Below are 16760 nucleotides of genomic sequence, written 5' to 3' on the forward strand. Positions count from 1 at the left end.
CTGCTTTGCCCGTTGTTTGCCAGACATTTGTCATGTTGAAAGTACAATAAGGAAGTTCTGCACGTCACGCATAGGGTTCTTGCAAAAGCAATTCTTACGCCTACACAGAATAGGAGCGTTTTTGGCCTCATTTGGGGAAATCAGGTCAAAAACGCCCGCCCTTCCTGCCGCCTCTCTGTCTTGCGTCTGACTGGCTTGGTTGTTTTCTATCACCGCTAACGTAAACGGTTATGCGCTCTCACACCAGAACCTTCATCCTCATTGCTGCCTGCTTTTTGTGGGCCGGCCTCATCATAGGCATCTCTTTCATAGAATCGCCCGCCAAGTTCAACGCGCCCGGCATGACGCTGTCTTTAGGTTTGGGCATAGAAAGACTGGTGTTTAGCTTGGTGAACAAAGTAGAGATTGCCCTCTGCACCATTCTGCTGGTGGCCATGTGTTTTAACGGTACCACTAAAAGGGAATGGGTACTAGCCGGCGTCTTAACGGGCGTGCTGTTTCTGCAGACCAACTGGCTGTTGCATACCCTAGACGTGCAGGCCGTAGTCGTTGGCACCGGCCAAAACCCAGAACCCAACAGCTTGCATTCCTTGTATCAGGCGCTGGAGTTTGTCAAAACGATTCTACTGTTCATCCTCGCTTTTCTGGCGCATAAGCTCACCATCATCCATAAACACGCTGACCGCCTGAAAGCCCACCGGCTACAGGAACTGGTCTCTTAATACCACTCACGCAAAACACTAAAACTATGGCTCCTTCTCACCTACAAGCACAACTGCAACTCCCTGACCTGGCGGGTCAACTGGCATTTTCTTCAGAGAGATTCCAGAGCAAGATCCTCTCTGACCAGGGATTCCAGAAAGTTATTCTGTTTGCTTTTTCTGAAGGGCAGGAACTGAAGACACACACCACCCCCATAAATGCGCTGTTGCTGGTGCTGGAAGGCGAATGCTCTTTTACCTTCCCGGAGGAAGGCATGGAAAAAACGCTGAAGCCTGGGCAGATTATTCAGATTCCGGCCAAAGTGCCTCATTCTCTAAAAGCGCTTTCTAATTTTAAGATGGTATTGATCAAGTAAAGCAAGAGATTAGCTTACTCTGTTGGCCCGTGGTTCATTTTTGGCTTGTTTTCTATAGAATAGGCCAAAAACGAACCACGGGCTTTCTCTTTGGCTTACGCTTCTGCTATCTCAAATTTGTAGCCCCGCCCATGAATAGTAGTGATCTTGACGCTTGAGTCTGGTTGCAGGTATTTGCGCAGGCGCGAAATGAAGACGTCCAGGCTTCGGCCCACAAAATACCCGTCGTCCTGCCAGAGGCGTTGCAGGATCTCCTCGCGCCGCAACAACTGGTCTGGGTGTTGCACGAAGAGCCGAAGCAGTTCGGCCTCGCGGTCTGTAAGGACGTGCGTTTTGCCGCCCACGTGCAGCAACAGGTTCTTGAAGTCCAGGGAAGAGGCGCCAAACACATGCGTGTCTGTTGTGGTTGCTGTGCTAGAAGTAGTTTCAGTGGATTTACTCGTTCGGCGCAGAATGGCTTTCACTCTGTACACCAATTCCTCCAGCCCGAAGGGTTTGGTCAAGTAGTCATCACAACCCAGTTCAAAACCCTGCAACCGGTCTGCCTTGAGCGCCTTGGCCGTCAGAAACATAAACGGCACCTCTATATTCTGCCAGCGTATCTCTTGGGCCAGCGAAAAGCCGTCCAACTTGGGCAACATCACATCCAGGACGCAGAGGTCAAATTCATTTTGGTTAATCGCTCGTAATCCAGCCTCACCATCGGTGCAAAGTGTGACCGCGTATCCCGCACTTTCCAGGCTATCCTGTAGCAAAAACCCTAGATTAGGGTCATCTTCTACAATGAGGATGTGGGGCATTGTGAGAGAAGTTATATAAATGACAAAGTCCAGTTACCTACAAGGTAACACCAGATTAAAACATGTCCCTTTTTGGTCTGCGCTTTCAACGGACACGTGACCGTGGTGGGCGTCCATGATGGCTTTCACGTAGCTCAATCCCAGCCCGAAGCCTTTGACATTGTGCACGTTGCCGGTGGGTACGCGGTAGAACTTGTCAAACAGAAACTTCTGGAACTCCTGCTTGATGCCAATCCCGCTGTCGCGCACGCTAATCAAGATGCCCTGCGCCACATCGCGGGTGCTAATTTCAATATCAGGAGATTGGGGCGAATACTTTTCGGCGTTGTCCAGGAGGCTATAGAGGGCGTTGGCCACGTGCAGGCTGTCGGCGTGTACCAGCGGTTGGGTGGCTTGCAGGTTGAGCCGTAACTGACCGGCCCGTTGCTGCAGGCGCGGCGCCAGGTTCTGACTAGTCTCTTGCAGAAGCGCGTGCACGTCTACGGTTTCTTTCTTAAGCACCAGTTCCCGGCTTTCCATGGTGGCCATTTGCAGGACGCGTTCTACCTGCGCGCGCAGGCGTTCGTTCTCAGAATAGATCAAGTCATGGTACCGGGAGAGACGGTCCGGAGAAAGCGTTTCGGGGCGTTTGCGCAACACCTCGCTGGCCAGGCCAATGTTGGTGATGGGCGTCTGCAACTCATGGGTGAGGTTGTTGATGAAGTCGGTTTTGAGTTCGGCCAGGCGTTTCTCGCGCAGAATCTGGAACATGGTATACGCAAAGAACAACACCACCAACAGCAAGGCGCCGGTAGAATACCACCAGAACTCCATCTCGCCCAGAATTACCGATGTCTTATTGGGGAACACCACCGCCATGTTGTACAGCTTAGGCGCCTGCCCCTGTTCATGCCGCACCACCGGAGGCGTAGTGGTGGCTAGTTTCCTTTGCGTGGCCGGCACGTATTTCCCGAACATCAGGGTATCATCCAAGCTGTTGTATAGGCCAAATTCATAGGCTTCCTGCAGGTTTCGTCGGCCCAGTTCCTGTTGCAACAAGCGCTCTGCCTGGACTGGGTCAATGGGTGCGTTGAGCTCAGCGAGGTAATAGTTGGAGGCAATCTGCTGAATAGGCTTTTGCGCCGAGGAAGCACCACCCACCGTTGCCAGCAATTGGTCAGAGACGGTGGTGAGCGCCACCTGCACGCGGTGGTTGAAAGCTTTCTCCTCTACGCTGTAAGCCTTGGTGAGCCAGACCAGCTGGGCGCTCAGCAGGGCCACCAGCGCAACGCTGGCCAATACCAGAATGATTTGAATTTTGCTTCGGCTCATGGCTTAAAGGTAACCAATTTCTGGATGAGACGCTCCCCGTTAACATCTCATTAACATCATTTTACAATCCATTAACCTAGGTGCATTCCCTGGCGCTCTACCTTTGCCTAGAAGGTAGTCAGTAGTGTTGGACAGAATTACAAACAGCTGATTCTGTTTCCCTTTCGAATTCGCTAAGCATTTCAGGCACCTTATACACCCCAACTTTTCAAAGCGATTCAGGCTGATATCCTTCTAATACTCCTTAACCAGAATAACCTATGCTACTGACCAAACCTGTTTCCCAACATAAAACGATTCCTGGTAAGACTTCCCCTGAAATGCTCTTCGGGAGAAGGCAGTTTATCCCTTTGCTTCTGGGGATGGTAGTCATTGCGGTCGGATTTATCTGCATGGCATTGGACCCCACGCCGCAGGGCTATGGTTTGCTGGGCCTCACGCTGGGACCGCTATTGGTAGTTATCGGGTTGATGCTTCCGTTTTTCGGCATTTTCCGGAAAAACAGGCCAAAAACGGAGGGACAGATTTTACCAAAGCAACCCGAGGAAGTACAGAATGCCTGGAAATCGTTTCACCGTTGGAACCTGCTGGTAGGTTGGTGCGTGGCGTTGATAGCCTTGACGGTTTATGTCTTGACCTTGGAGCCTAGCACCAGCTTTTGGGACACGGGTGAGTTTATTGCGGCGGCCTACAAATTGCAGGTACCACATCCGCCGGGGGCGCCGTTGTTTTTGTTGATTGGCCGGTTGTTTACGCTGTTGAGTTTTGGCAATGTCACCCAGGTGGCCTGGTGCATGAACCTGCTGTCTGCCCTGAGCAGTGCAGGCACGGTGCTGTTTCTGTTCTGGAGCATCACGCTGTTGGCCAAGCGTCTACTTTCCATTTCTCCAGAAGGACCCACCAGGTCCCAGCAAGTTCTGCTACTAGCCAGTGCCACCGTGGGCGCCTTGGGATTTGCGTTCACGGACTCGTTCTGGTTTTCTGCCGTTGAGGCCGAAGTCTACGCCCTCTCCTCCTTCTTCACGGCCATCGTCTTCTGGGCCGCCCTCATGTGGCAAGCCAAATCTCATACCCCGCAGGCCGACCGTTGGCTTCTGTTCTTGGCGTATCTGGTAGGCTTGTCCATTGGCGTCCACTTGCTCAATCTGGTGGCAATTCCGGCCATTGCCTTGCTGGTCTACCTGCAACGCAACAAACCTACCAAGCGCGGAATTTTGCTTTCCTTGGTCATCGGTGGAGCCATTGTGCTGGTAGTGATGGAAGGTGTCATTACGGGCTTGCCTACGCTAGCCGGTACCTTTGAGGTCTTCTTTGTCAACAGTTTGAGTTTGCCGTATGGCAGTGGAGCCGTGTTGTTTCTATTGTTGCTTGCCGGGGCGCTGGTGTACGGACTGCGCTGGGCCAAGCAACATGGCAAAGCGGTTCTGCATACGTCTTTAGTGGCCTTTATCTTGATTTTGACGGGCTATTCCTCTTACTTGATGGTGCCTATCCGGTCTGGATATAACACGCCCATTGACGAGAACAATCCAGAGAACCTACTCAGCTTTGTGAGCTACCTCAAACGCGAGCAGTATGGATCCCGGCCGTTGGTATACGGACCGCAGTTCAATGCCCAAAGCCAGAGCTATGACAAGACGGGCGTTGTCTATGCGCCCCAAAACGGCAAATATGAAGTAGTAGACACTAAGTTTGAAACTACCTATCTGGCCCAGGACAAAGTTCTCTTACCACGGCTGTATTCTCCAGAACCTTCGCATCTGCGGGCGTACCAGCAATGGGTGAACGTAGAGGCAGGCCAGAAACCTAGCTTCGGGCAAAATTTAGCATTTCTCTGGAACTACCAGTTGGGTCACATGTATTGGCGGTACTTCGGGTGGAATTTTGTGGGCCGCGAGCATGATACCCAACACGCCGGCGTGCTGTGGCCTTGGGAACGAAACCAAGACGTACCCGCTCCGCTTTCGGCCAGCAAGGCCAGAAACCAATTCTATCTGTTGCCCTTGCTCCTAGGCGTTTTTGGCCTGTTTTTCCAGTTTAAGCGCAAAACCGGGGATGCCTGGACGGTGCTCCTGCTTTTCTTCTTTACAGGCGTGGCCATTGTGCTGTACCTGAACCAACCTCCCGTAGAGCCACGGGAACGGGACTATACTTTCGCGGGCTCATACTACGCGTTCAGCATCTGGATGGGATTGGGGGTTCTGGCCATCGCCGAAGGCTTAAGAAAAGTCTTAAAATCAGACATCATAATTGCAGTTTCGGCTACTATTTTGGCGCTGTCGGTACCGGTTATTTTGCTAGCCGAAGGCTGGGACGACCATGACCGTTCAGGCCGTTCGCATGCTATGGATAATGCCCGTAACCTGTTAAGTTCTGTAGCGCCCAACGCCATCCTGTTCACCAACGGCGACAATGACACCTTCCCGCTGTGGTACGCACAAGAAGTGGAAGGCTTTAGGACCGATGTGCGCGTGCTGGTCCTCCCCTACCTCAACACTGACTGGTACATTGAGCAGTTGAAGAAGCAGATGAACGCGTCTAAGCCGTTGGAAACCACCTTGGAGATGCCGCAATACGCGTTTAGCAACAACAACTATTTACCCTTTGTGGCCAACCCCACCGTGCAAGAAAGTGGCATGGACTTACGACAGTTTTTGACCCTCCTGCAACAGAACCACCCCGCGTTGCAGGTGCAGGCGCAGGACGGCAGAACGCTAAACACCTTACCTACCAAGAAACTGCAGTTAGCGGTAGATGCTCAGGCAATCTTGCAGAACCAAACCGTTTCATCTGCGCGCGCCAATCAGGTAGCCCCTGTCATGCAATGGGAGTTGCAAACCGAGGCGCTTGAGAAAAAGCATTTGGTCATTTTGGATATTCTGGCTACCAATAACTGGAAGCGGCCCATCTACTTCTCCACATCGGGCGGCGAAACCTCAGAATTGGGTTTGCAGCCGTTTCTGCAACTAGAAGGCATGGCCTTGCGCGTGGTGCCTGCCCGCAATCCTAATCCGCAGGCCGAAGCGTATGTTGACAAAGACAGAACTTCTCAAAGCCTTATGCATACGTTTACGTTTACCGGCCTGCAAAACCCAGACAACGTGTATGAGGATAACTTCACCACGCAGGTAGTGCCCATTTACCGAAAGAATTTCGCGGAGCTGGCCACGGCTTATCTACAGAACAATGAGCCATTAAAAGCGCGCGCCGTTCTAAAGAAATGCCTCACCGCCTTACCAGACCATGGTGCCCCGCACAACTTTGAAAGTGCCTCACTGGTCTTGCCTTTGGCGCAGGCGGGTATGGAGAGAGAATCTGTAAAATTGACCCAATTGCTTAGCCGCCGGTTTGACCAGTTGCTTACGTATTACAATACGCAACCGCTATATTATGACCGCGAACGCCAGCTTAACTTGTACGGCCTTCAGTTGCTGACCCAAGCTGCTTACAGCGCTAAAATGCCGCAGGCCAAGCAACTAGAAGCGCTGTTCAACAAGCATTATCTCTTGCTTAAGAAGTAGTATTGGCAACTAATTGGCAAAACATTTTAGGCCTGTTTTCTGGAAAACAGGCCTAAAACAAGGTATAGCATTTGGTTAGTGCCTAGCTTGCCCACAAGATTCTTTCAGGAGGACAAAGGTGGGAAGGACAGTTAGAATGGGGAATCCATAACTCTTAAAACGGGATTTCCATGGCTTGCAGCAGTCTTTCTTCTAATTCCAGCAATTGGCAATAGCCTTTGGAGATGAGGCGCGGACCCTCTGGATGGTCCAGAAAAACGGACGGCAGCGTGTCTACGCCCAAGCTCTGGACGTATTGGAACTCCTGTTCGGTTTGTCTAAAGATTTCCTCGGTTTCAAAGACGGCCAGAAACAGGTTCTCAGAAATCCCGAAGAGCCGCATAATGTCCACCAGCACTTGGGTGTTGCTCAGGTCCAGGCCGTCTGCGTAGAAACTGGAGTGCATGGCGCGGAGGACTTCTAAGGTTAGCGCGGGCCGAAGGTGGCGCACCGTTAAAAGCGCGCGGCAGGCCGGTTCTGTGTCATAGGTAAGTTCTGGCGCCAGAAAGGTTCTGTAGTCAAAGGGCAGCTGTGATTTGGATTGTGCCCGGTGCCAGCCCACCGCCAGTTTATCGCGTTCCTCGGCGGTGAGGGGCTCTTGCGCGTAGGGCCTGAATCCGCCTACCAGCACTTTTACCGTGAGTCTGCCAAACCAAAGAGCCTGCAGGCGGCGCACCACGGGCGTGAAGCCGTAGCACCACGCGCACATGGGATCTGTGACATAGAGCAGCACTGGGTTTTCAGGCAAAAGAGGCATAGGCCGTAAAAGATGGTGACTATTCTTTTACCGCGTCAAGCTGCAGAAAGGTTTACTGATTTTGAATTGGAAACCAAACCTGCTTTGCGTGTCCTGCCGTTTTTGGCTCATTTCTGAGAAATTAAGCCAAAAACGGTCTCAGCAGCAGCGGTCCTTATTTCTTCTTCTTTTTCTTATTGGCGTTAGACACCTTGGGCGCCTTCTTCATAGAATTCAATTTCTCCTCATGCTCGCGCATCAAGGCCATCACGTCTGGTTTGGCCTCTGAGGAGAAGTCAATGGTAGCCGAGTAATCGTCTTTGGGGATCTCCAGTACTTTGATGGGCTTGCCTAGGAACTTCTCAATCTCGTTCAGAATGGGTTTTTCCTCAGGGCTACAGAACGAAACCGATTTCCCCTTGTGGGTACCACGACCGGTACGGCCTACGCGGTGCACGTAGTTTTCGGGCACCTCGGGCAGGTCATAATTGACCACGTATTCTACGCTGGGGATGTCAATGCCACGGGAGCTCACGTCTGTGGCCACCAGCACCTTTACCTCGCCCTTCTTGAAGCGGTTTAAAGAGGTAAGGCGTTCTTTCTGGTCTTTGTCGCCGTGCAAGGTTTCGGTGACGATGCCCACGCGTTTCATGGCTTCGTGCACGCGTTCGGCGCGTACTTTGGTACGCACGAAGACCAGAATCTTGCTTCCAGCGTTTTCCTGAACCACGCGCTCCAAAAAGAACCGCTTGTCATCCATGCCCACATAGGCCACCGAGTGGTCTACGTTCTTGGCCACCGGGTCCTTAGGCGACACCTGGATGCGGATAGGCTTGGACACCAGCGAGTAGGCCAGGTCTTTGATGTATTCATTGATGGTAGCCGAGAAAAACAGCGTCTGGCGCTTGCGGGGCAAGAACTTCATCAGGTCCCGAATGTCCTTGATAAAGCCCAGGTCCAACATGTGGTCGGCCTCATCCAGGATGAGAATCTCTACGCGCTCCAGTCTGATGTAGCCTTGGCTTACCAGGTCAAACATGCGGCCGGGCGTGGCCACCAGAATATCAATACCGTCTTCCAGCTTTGCAATCTGAGGTCCTTGCTCCACTCCGCCAAACACAGAAAACGTCTTCACGCGCGTGTGCTTTCCCAGGGTCTGAAACACCTCCGTTATCTGGATAGCCAGTTCACGCGTGGGCACCATGACCAGGCATTTGATGCCGTCCTCACGGGCGTACTGTTTGCGCTCATGCAGCTTGTGTAGCACCGGTATAGCAAAGGCCGCCGTCTTGCCGGTACCCGTTTGGGCAATGGCCAGCACGTCCTCGCCTTTTAAGATGGGCGGAATGGCTTTGAACTGGATGTCGGTGGGCTTCTTGAAGTCCAGTTTGTCCAGGGCTTTCTTGATGGCGGGATTTATAGAATAATCGTCAAATTTCATGGGTACACGGGTTTCGGCGGGAGCCGAGGGTGAAAGCGTTTCTCCTTGTACGAAACACCAGCAGAAACTTTTGCAAAGGTGCGATTTCTTTCTGGCATTTGCAGGAAGAGGTGGGGGAATTGCGTTTTTGGGCTGTTTTGGGAAAAGAGGCTTAAAGTATAGCAGGCTTCTACTAGGTGAACTTTGTAGTTCTTCTGGTTATGTATCTCCGTTTATCTAGCCAACAGTAGGCAGAAAAACGGAAGTTTATTCCATATATTGGGTTGCTAAACAGAATAACTTCGGTTAGCTTCTAGTTGGGCAAAATTTATAAAATGAAGATGAGAAGATATTTAATGCTATTGATTCTACTTATATTCTGTTCTTGTGAAAGGCAAGTCAAAAACCCGGTCAAAAAGAGAAGAGAGGCTAAAGTGATAACTGGCACTGGAATTGAAAGATTGGATAATAGATATGGTCTCGAAGAATTTGAATTTGAAACATCACCTGATGAATATGACAATATAGAGTTAGATGAGGATGCGTCTTCCTATTATTGGAAAACATATAAAAAAATGGGTGGACCTAATTTAGGTTTTTTAACAAGTGATTCAATATCTTATAACTTTTACGAAGACAAGCTTTATTCAATTGATATTTATGGTCATGCTTATGATGAATATAAGTTTTATAATTCTTTATCTGAAGTTTATGGTCCCGCTACTTCTAGAGACTTTTCTCAGAATTTAATTTGGGAAGGACAAAGAGTAAGAATGCTTGTTAAAGAAATTAAGCACAATGATGGAATTGGTATTTCAAATGATAATAGTGATTATAAAATTGAAATAACAAGTTTAATAATGGATAGACTTTTTGAAAAACAAAAAGAAGAAGCAGAGAAAAGCACAACCGAAGGAATGAAAGACATCTTATGATTTAAATACAATAATGCATCTAGGAAAACTTGAACCAGAAAAAGTAAAACAAAACATAATTTTATCTTCACTATACATAACAGCTTATGATTTATTAGAAGTGGAAATAAAAGAAAACACTAAAACATTTTCAACTTTCCATCTTAAATATTCAAATGAGCCTGATTGGAAGGAAAAGGCTAAACAAGAATACAAACGAGAAGTCACAAATAAATATCCATTTAAAGATAAACTTAATAAAGTTTACAAAGACGATTATAGGGCTTGTTCACTTTGGCTTAAAGACATAGGTGCCATCAATTTAAAGGAGGTTAAAACCTTACTAAAAATTAGAACCCATAGGAATGATGTTGTTCATAATCTTCCATCCTTTATAGGAGACAATGATAAGCATTTAAATATATCCTTATTCAATGAACTACAAGAGATTTATAAAAAAATTAGAATATTCTGGATTAGAACTAATAGCTTAGATTTGAATCCTGAGTTTGACAATGTTGTAATAAAGGACAAAGACATTGAAGCAACATTATTTTGGGATTATATAAAACATTGTATCGAAGTGAAAATATAAAAAACATAGCCCAACCACGTATATACTCCATACTTCGGCTGACGGCCTCACACGTGACATATACAAGTTCGTTGGCGGTAATTTAAAAGATGGATACAGCACAGAAATGTTATATGTGTGAAAGGCAAGCGACCTCAAGGGAGCATGTTCCGCCATTATGCCTTTTTCCTGAAATGAAAGATACTAAAGGTATAAATTTCAGAAAAGACCTAATAACTGTACCTTCCTGCGACTTACATAATTCAAAAAAGTCCGATGATGACGAGTTTCTAATGTTGTCTTTTTCAGGACTAATAAAAAATAATCCTGTAGGAAGCTTTCACCAACTCACGAAAGCTAATAGAGCGCTTAGAAGGAAAAATAAGGACTTCTTAGAAAAAGAAATTCTGAGAAATCACAAATACGGGAAAATTCAAACAACAGATGGCAAGTTTAGAATTATTTCATTAGGCAATCCCAACGTTAAGAGATTGTCAAGTTGTTTAAAACATATTGCATATGGTCTATTCTATCATGAATTCAAAGAAAGGTTTGATGGTGAGATAAGAATGATTCTAGAATTTATAGAGTACTCTGATGACTATTTCCAAACTTTGAAAAAATTCCTTAAACGAAAGTGTGAATTGGAAAATGAGTTGAATTTAGATTTAAAGGGAAGTAACCCAGAGGTTTTCTATTATCAATTTCATAAACCCGATGAGTTTGGGCTAATTGGTTTAAAAATGGTCTTCTATGGTACTGCCGAAGCTTATTTTTCTTTTATGGGGAAAGATTCAAAAGAACCTTTCAACTTAGGGTTGAAATTAATGGCAGATGGTTTTAATACTGTCATTGAACTTGGTGAAGATAAGTTTGAATTTAATAAAAAAACTCCCGCCAACAACGTGTAAACGGCACCTCCTGCTGACAGTCTCGCCGTCGTTTAAACAAGTACGTAATCACCCAAATCATTTAAAGCATATCCTATTCCCTCCTCACTACCACCTCTAACTTTAACCAAAACCACCTGCCCAAACCCCACCTTCCGTTTTCGGGCTGTTTTCCAGAAAACACCCCGAAAACGGAAAACTTTCTACCCATTTTCCCGCCTTGATTTAAACCTCTCTCCCACCCTGGTTGTTTCCCTTACAAGAAGATAAACAACCAAATGGAAAATATAGAAAATACCAACATCCCATTAAAAGACACTAGAACCAGAATTCTGGAGGCCTTTGTGCACCATGTACTTGAGACAGGCCAGGAGCCAGTGTCGGTTTATAAGTTCGCGCAGAGCTTGGGCATGAGTGAGCAGGAGTTCTACACGTTTTACACCTCGTTTCAGGGGGTGAAAGGTGGTGTGTGGGAGTCCATCTTTGAGCAGACTTTGGCAGACATGTACGCGCAACCAGCGTACGCCCACTACTCACCCAAAGAGAAGCTCCTCTCCTTCTATTTCACCTGGATTGAGGAACTCAAGAAGAACCGAAGCTATCTGCTGACGCTCTATGAGAAACAACCCGATTTTAAGAAGGTCACGCCGCAGGAGGTGCAAAGCTTTAAGCGCCACTTTACGGCCTTCGCCAAAACACTGGTGCAAGAAGGCAAGGAAATCGAGCAGATTGTAGACCGCAAGTACGTGTCAGACAAATACCCTGATGCCCTGTGGCTGGAAACCCTGTTCATCTTCCAGTTCTGGCTCAAAGACACCTCGCCGGGCTTTGAACGCACTGATGCCGCCATTGAGAAATCTGTGAGCTTATTCTTTGACGTGGTAGGCAGAAACGCCGTCGACTCCTTCTTTGACTTCGCCAAATTTCTGTACCAGTCTAAAAAATCCTCATGAGCCAGTCCCCCGAAGAGCAAGACCACATTCCCACCTCCAAGGTACAGCGGGCCACCAAGTTTCTGGGGGCCGGGGCCAAGGTAGGCGGCAATTACATTAAGCACTACGCCAAGAAGATAGTGAACCCCTCGCTTAGCAAAGAGGAACTGCATGAGGACAATGCCCAGGATATCTACACCTCGTTGAGCCAGCTGAAAGGCAGCGCCCTCAAGGTGGCCCAGATGATGTCCATGGACAAGACCATGTTGCCCGGTGCCTACCAAGACAAGTTCACCATGGCCCAGTACAGCGCGCCGCCGCTGTCGTACCCGTTGGTGGTGCGCACGTTCCAGAAAGCGTTCGGGCGCACACCCGAGGCCATGTTTGACACCTTTTCCACTTCGGCAGTCAATGCGGCCTCTATTGGGCAAGTGCACAAGGCCACCAAGAACGGGAAGACCTTTGCCGTGAAGGTGCAGTACCCGGGCGTGGCCGAAAGCGTGAGCTCAGACCTGAAAATGGTGCGCCCCTTTGCCTACCGCCTCCTCAACATGAACGAGAAGGAGATGGACCATTACATGGACGAGGTAGAGGAGAAACTACTGGAGGAGACGGATTACGAGCTGGAGGTGCAACGCTCTATAGAAATAGCCACGGCCTGCCGTCATCTGCCCCATCTTCATTTCCCCAACTACTATCCAGAGCTAAGCACTTCGCGCATCATCACCATGGACTGGCTGGAGGGCGCGCACCTGAAAGAATGGCTTCAGACCAACCCAACCCAGGAAGAGCGGAATCAGATTGGGCAGGCCCTCTGGGACTTTTACCATCACCAGGTGCATAACCTCAAACAGGTGCACGCAGACCCTCATCCTGGCAACTTCATCATTCTACCGGGCGTGACACTGGGCATCATTGACTTTGGCTGCGTGAAGGTGATACCAGAGGATTTTTACCGCGGATACTTCTCCCTCATCAAAAAGGAGTCTTTGTTGCAGGAGGCCGAGCTGAACCAAATCTTCTATGACCTGGATTTCATCAGTGACCGCGATTCCTCCGCTGAGCAAGCGTACTTTAAGGGCGTTTTCAAGGAGATAATTGCCTTGCTGGGGCGTCCGTTTCACAGCCAGACCTTTGACTTCGCCCAGAACGACTACTTCCAGCAGATTTATACCCTGGGTGACCGCATCTCCAAAGACAAGATGTTTAGGCAGTCAAGGCAGGCGCGCGGCTCCCGTCATGGGTTGTTTATTAATAGGACCTATTTTGGTTTGTATAGCCTCTTGAACCAACTGGGTGCCCACATCACCACCACCAAACCAGACTGGCTGAAATAAATTAAAGCCCCTCTCTGGAATTTCTGCCACCAGCCTTGGGATGTACCATTTTTGTACAACCTAGAGCTGGTGGCTTTTTGTTTTCCGCTTGTGTGCACTATACATCTCATCCTCAAAAACCAGGAAATAGCAGATTATGATGGCCTGAGGCCAAATTTCATTTTTGGCCTAATATCCAGAAAACAGGCCAAAAACAGACCTGACCGAAACCCTTACCGCCAGGTAGGGTATAAAAAGACAACCATTGGAGGCGCATCCGTATAAACACCATTTGTTTGTCTAACACCACAACAGTTGCCTGAGAGTTTTGCTCATTTTACCCTTATTCCATGTCGCCTAATTTAAATCCACAGGATATTTATTCGCAGTTCATCAATCAGGTAACGGACTACGCCATTTTTGCGACGGACAATGACGGCGTTATCACCTTTTGGAATGAGGGTGCGCATAGGCTCAAAGGCTACACAGAAGATGAGATAATCGGCCAGTTCTTCGGGGTGTTGTTCACCGAAGAAGACAGGGAAAGAGGGCTTCCGGAAGAAGAACTGCGCGTGGCCCGCGAGAAAGGCGTCTATGAGGGCGAAGGCCCCCGGAGACGCAAGGACGGTTCCCTGTTTCATGCCAAGGTGAGTTTAACCGCCATTTACGGCCCTGACGGCAAGCAACTGGGCTTTACCAAAGTCACTGGCGACATCACCAAGAAGAAAGAGCTAGAAGAAGAAATCAAACGCCGTAATGAAGACTTGATCCAGCAGAAGGCCGAGCTGGAGAAGACCAACATTGACCTGGACAACTTCATCTACACGGCCTCGCATGACTTAAAGGCGCCCATTGCCAACATTGAGGGCCTCATAGAAATGCTGAAGCAGGATTTGACCAACAAAAAGCTTCTGGACGAGTCTTCCACTACCCTTCTCCAGCACGTGAGCATCTCTGTGGAGCGGTTCAAGAAGACCATCATGGACCTAACAGAGGTGAGCAAAATCCAGAAGGACTTCAAAGAAAGCCAGAAAAAGGAAAGCATCAACGTTGAGGGCATCTATGAAGAAGTAATGGCCGACAGCGGGTTCATGTTCTATGAAAGTCCCTGCCAGGTCACCACAGATTTTAAGGTGAAGGAGATTCTCTTCTCTAGAAAGAACTTCAGGAGCATTCTCTACAACCTGCTTAGCAACTCTTTTAAGTACCAGTCGCCTAGCCGGCCATGCAAGATTTTGGTCACCACCTATGAAGAAGGCGAGTATGTCTTGATGTGCGTGAAAGACAACGGCCTGGGGCTCAGCGATAAAAACCTATCGCACTTGTACACCATGTTCAAACGTTTTCATGACCACGTAGAGGGCACCGGCATTGGACTGTACATTGTTAAGCGCATTGTGGAGAATGAAGGCGGCAGAATTGAGGTGATCACCAAAGAAAACGACGGCACCGAGTTTAAAATCTACTTCAAGAAGGAAGAGGTGACTGTTCCTGCCTAACTTCTTGTAATCTTCCATCCTTTTACTGCGTTACCGTTGAGCTAAATTGCTTAGGTTAAACTGATTGCCGTATCATTTTAAGGTTTACCGCCTACTCTCAGTTTTGGTCAATTTTCAGGAAAACAAGCTAAAAACGGTTTTGTCTGGTCTTTGATAAATTGTATCTTGTTGGGGTACATGAGCAGCGCGTGAACGCAGCCCCAGACTTGTGACTTTTCCCGTAGCCATCTCTTTTCACTCAATCCCAACCAACACATGAAACGACTTTTCCTATCTCTTGTGTGCAGCGTAGGCCTCCTTTCTGCCATGGCGCAAGGCACGGACCCGCAAACTGCTGGCCCAGATAAAAGCAAACCCGTGCAAACGGTAGAGGCTGCTTGTGGGCAGTGCATGTTCAGTCTAAAAGCCCCCGGTTGCGACCTGGCGGTTAGAATTGATGGCAAATCTTATTTTGTAGACGGCTCAGACATTGACCAGCACGGTGATGCCCACGCCACTGACGGATTCTGCAACGCCATCAGAAAAGCCGAAGTACAAGGCCAGGTAGTAGACAACCGGTTCAAGGCAACGTATTTTAAGCTGGCCGCAGCCCCAGACAAAAAATAGGTTCTTCCCTGTTGCGCCTTTGCCTTGCGCTGTCAATCTGCGTTTAAGGGAATGTACCGTCCTAACTCACCCACCTACTATGAAACCGATCATCTCACCCCAAGACCTAGCCGTTCTGGTAAAAGAGCCTGCCCATCTGGTGCTGGTAGACGCGCGCTCAGGACCCACTGCCATTGAGAGTTACCAGAAGGAGCATTTAAAAGGTGCGCACTTCGTAGACCTGGAGAATGATCTGGCGCATAAAGGTGCCTCGGCGGCGCAAGGTGGTAGACATCCCATGCCCTCGCCCAAGGCCTTCAGCGCCATCATGAACAGGCTGGGCATTACGCCCAACAGCCGGGTGGTGGTGTATGATGATAAAAACGGGGCCAACGCCGCCGCTCGTTTCTGGTGGATGGTCAAAGCCATGGGCCATGACAAGGTGCACGTGGTGGACGGCGGATTTGCTGCTGCCAAAGCCGCAAGCGTACCCGTGACAGATGAAATTGAAAAAGTAGAGTGCACCCATTTTTACACCAACTCAGAATGGCAGCTACCTACCGCCAACATGGAGGAAGTAGCCCACGCCGCCCTGCACCCAGATTACATGGTCATTGACGTGCGGGAGCCGGCCCGGTTCAGGGGCGAATTAGAGCCCATTGATGAAGTAGCCGGTCATATTCCGGGCGCGGTCAATTATCCTTTCCAAGACAACCTGGACAGCCAGGGAAATTTCTTAAAAGAGGAAGAGCTCAAAGCCAAGTACACTAAAGACTTGCAAGGCAAACCCGCCGACCACGTGATTGTGCACTGTGGCTCTGGCGTGACCGCCTGCCATACGCTGTTGGGCATGGCGCAGGCCGGGCTTGAGGTTCCCAAATTGTACGTTGGCTCTTGGAGCGAATGGTCCAGAAGCGGCAGACCCATTGCCGGACAGGGTGCCACCAAGCAACCCTCTTAATTCTCAACTCAGCACACAATTCAACGAATCGTTTTTGGCCTGTTTCCTGGAAAGCACACCAAAAACGATTTTTTTTATTTAAGGCTGAGGTAAATGGAAGCCAACCAGTTTTCATTAAATGGTACGGCGCCCATAGCGACCTCCTTTCCTGCCTACATTTTAAACCTAAAGTACCTGCACTCAT

The 16760-nt window shown here is 48.9% G+C and carries 15 protein-coding genes; 11 read left to right on the forward strand and 4 right to left on the reverse strand.

The window, feature by feature from the left end:
• Nucleotides 1–230 precede the first annotated feature (230 nt).
• Both TH61_RS00365 and TH61_RS00370 read left to right on the forward strand, forming a co-directional pair.
• Nucleotides 231–722: a hypothetical protein gene (locus tag TH61_RS00365; protein WP_066504394.1), complete on the forward strand. Its 492-nt coding sequence runs from the start codon at nucleotides 231–233 to the stop codon at nucleotides 720–722.
• Between the two features lie 26 nt (nucleotides 723–748).
• On the forward strand, nucleotides 749–1078 hold the full coding sequence (locus TH61_RS00370) for a cupin domain-containing protein (RefSeq protein WP_066504398.1): 330 nt from the start codon (nucleotides 749–751) through the stop codon (nucleotides 1076–1078).
• 95 nt (nucleotides 1079–1173) lie between these two features.
• Here TH61_RS00370 and TH61_RS00375 read toward each other — a convergent pair whose 3' ends face one another.
• Both TH61_RS00375 and TH61_RS00380 read right to left on the reverse strand, forming a co-directional pair.
• Nucleotides 1174–1878: a response regulator transcription factor gene (locus tag TH61_RS00375; RefSeq protein WP_066504403.1), complete on the reverse strand. Its 705-nt coding sequence runs from the start codon at nucleotides 1876–1878 to the stop codon at nucleotides 1174–1176.
• A gap of 33 nt (nucleotides 1879–1911) precedes the next feature.
• Nucleotides 1912–3189, reverse strand: coding sequence for a sensor histidine kinase KdpD (locus tag TH61_RS00380; protein ID WP_066504409.1), 1278 nt, complete (start codon nucleotides 3187–3189; stop codon nucleotides 1912–1914).
• A gap of 260 nt (nucleotides 3190–3449) precedes the next feature.
• Here TH61_RS00380 and TH61_RS00385 point away from each other — a divergent pair, with 260 nt between their 5' ends.
• The gene (locus TH61_RS00385) at nucleotides 3450–6710 is read left to right on the forward strand and encodes a DUF2723 domain-containing protein (RefSeq protein WP_231862269.1); all 3261 of its coding nucleotides are present in this window, start codon (nucleotides 3450–3452) and stop codon (nucleotides 6708–6710) included.
• Nucleotides 6711–6864: 154 nt separating this feature from the next.
• On the opposite strand, the gene TH61_RS00390 is transcribed toward TH61_RS00385, so the two are convergent.
• Together TH61_RS00390 and TH61_RS00395 are read right to left on the reverse strand one after the other, a co-directional pair.
• Complete coding sequence (locus tag TH61_RS00390; RefSeq protein WP_066504412.1) at nucleotides 6865–7506, reverse strand: DsbA family protein; 642 nt, start codon at nucleotides 7504–7506, stop codon at nucleotides 6865–6867.
• A gap of 154 nt (nucleotides 7507–7660) precedes the next feature.
• Nucleotides 7661–8926, reverse strand: coding sequence for a DEAD/DEAH box helicase (locus TH61_RS00395; protein WP_066504415.1), 1266 nt, complete (start codon nucleotides 8924–8926; stop codon nucleotides 7661–7663).
• A gap of 320 nt (nucleotides 8927–9246) precedes the next feature.
• On the opposite strand from TH61_RS00395, the gene TH61_RS00400 reads away from it, so the two are divergent.
• From TH61_RS00400 to TH61_RS00435, 8 genes are all read left to right on the forward strand, one after another.
• The gene (locus TH61_RS00400) at nucleotides 9247–9840 is read left to right on the forward strand and encodes a hypothetical protein (protein ID WP_157600454.1); all 594 of its coding nucleotides are present in this window, start codon (nucleotides 9247–9249) and stop codon (nucleotides 9838–9840) included.
• Nucleotides 9841–9853: 13 nt separating this feature from the next.
• Nucleotides 9854–10414: a hypothetical protein gene (locus TH61_RS00405; RefSeq protein WP_066504423.1), complete on the forward strand. Its 561-nt coding sequence runs from the start codon at nucleotides 9854–9856 to the stop codon at nucleotides 10412–10414.
• An 89-nt stretch (nucleotides 10415–10503) separates the two neighbouring features.
• Nucleotides 10504–11304, forward strand: a complete 801-nt coding sequence (locus TH61_RS00410; protein WP_066504425.1) for a hypothetical protein — start codon at nucleotides 10504–10506, stop codon at nucleotides 11302–11304.
• A gap of 257 nt (nucleotides 11305–11561) precedes the next feature.
• Nucleotides 11562–12236 (forward strand): TetR family transcriptional regulator C-terminal domain-containing protein, encoded by a 675-nt coding sequence (locus tag TH61_RS00415; protein WP_066504427.1) that lies wholly within the window; start codon nucleotides 11562–11564, stop codon nucleotides 12234–12236.
• Nucleotides 12233–13552, forward strand: a complete 1320-nt coding sequence (locus tag TH61_RS00420; protein ID WP_066504430.1) for an AarF/ABC1/UbiB kinase family protein — start codon at nucleotides 12233–12235, stop codon at nucleotides 13550–13552. Before TH61_RS00415 ends, TH61_RS00420 begins: the two co-directional genes overlap by 4 nt.
• A 329-nt stretch (nucleotides 13553–13881) precedes the next feature.
• On the forward strand, nucleotides 13882–15030 hold the full coding sequence (locus TH61_RS00425) for a PAS domain S-box protein (protein ID WP_066504436.1): 1149 nt from the start codon (nucleotides 13882–13884) through the stop codon (nucleotides 15028–15030).
• Between the two features lie 255 nt (nucleotides 15031–15285).
• Entirely contained in the window at nucleotides 15286–15636 is a 351-nt protein-coding gene (locus TH61_RS00430) for a DUF6370 family protein (protein ID WP_197464073.1), read from the forward strand.
• Nucleotides 15637–15715: 79 nt separating this feature from the next.
• Nucleotides 15716–16576 carry a sulfurtransferase gene (locus TH61_RS00435; RefSeq protein ID WP_066504440.1) on the forward strand — a complete coding sequence of 287 codons (861 nt, stop codon included), beginning with the start codon at nucleotides 15716–15718 and terminating at the stop codon, nucleotides 16574–16576.
• The last annotated feature ends 184 nt before the right edge of the window (nucleotides 16577–16760 follow it).

The sequence above is a fragment of the Rufibacter sp. DG15C genome, assembly GCF_001577755.1.
Classification (GTDB): Bacteria; Bacteroidota; Bacteroidia; order Cytophagales; family Hymenobacteraceae; genus Nibribacter.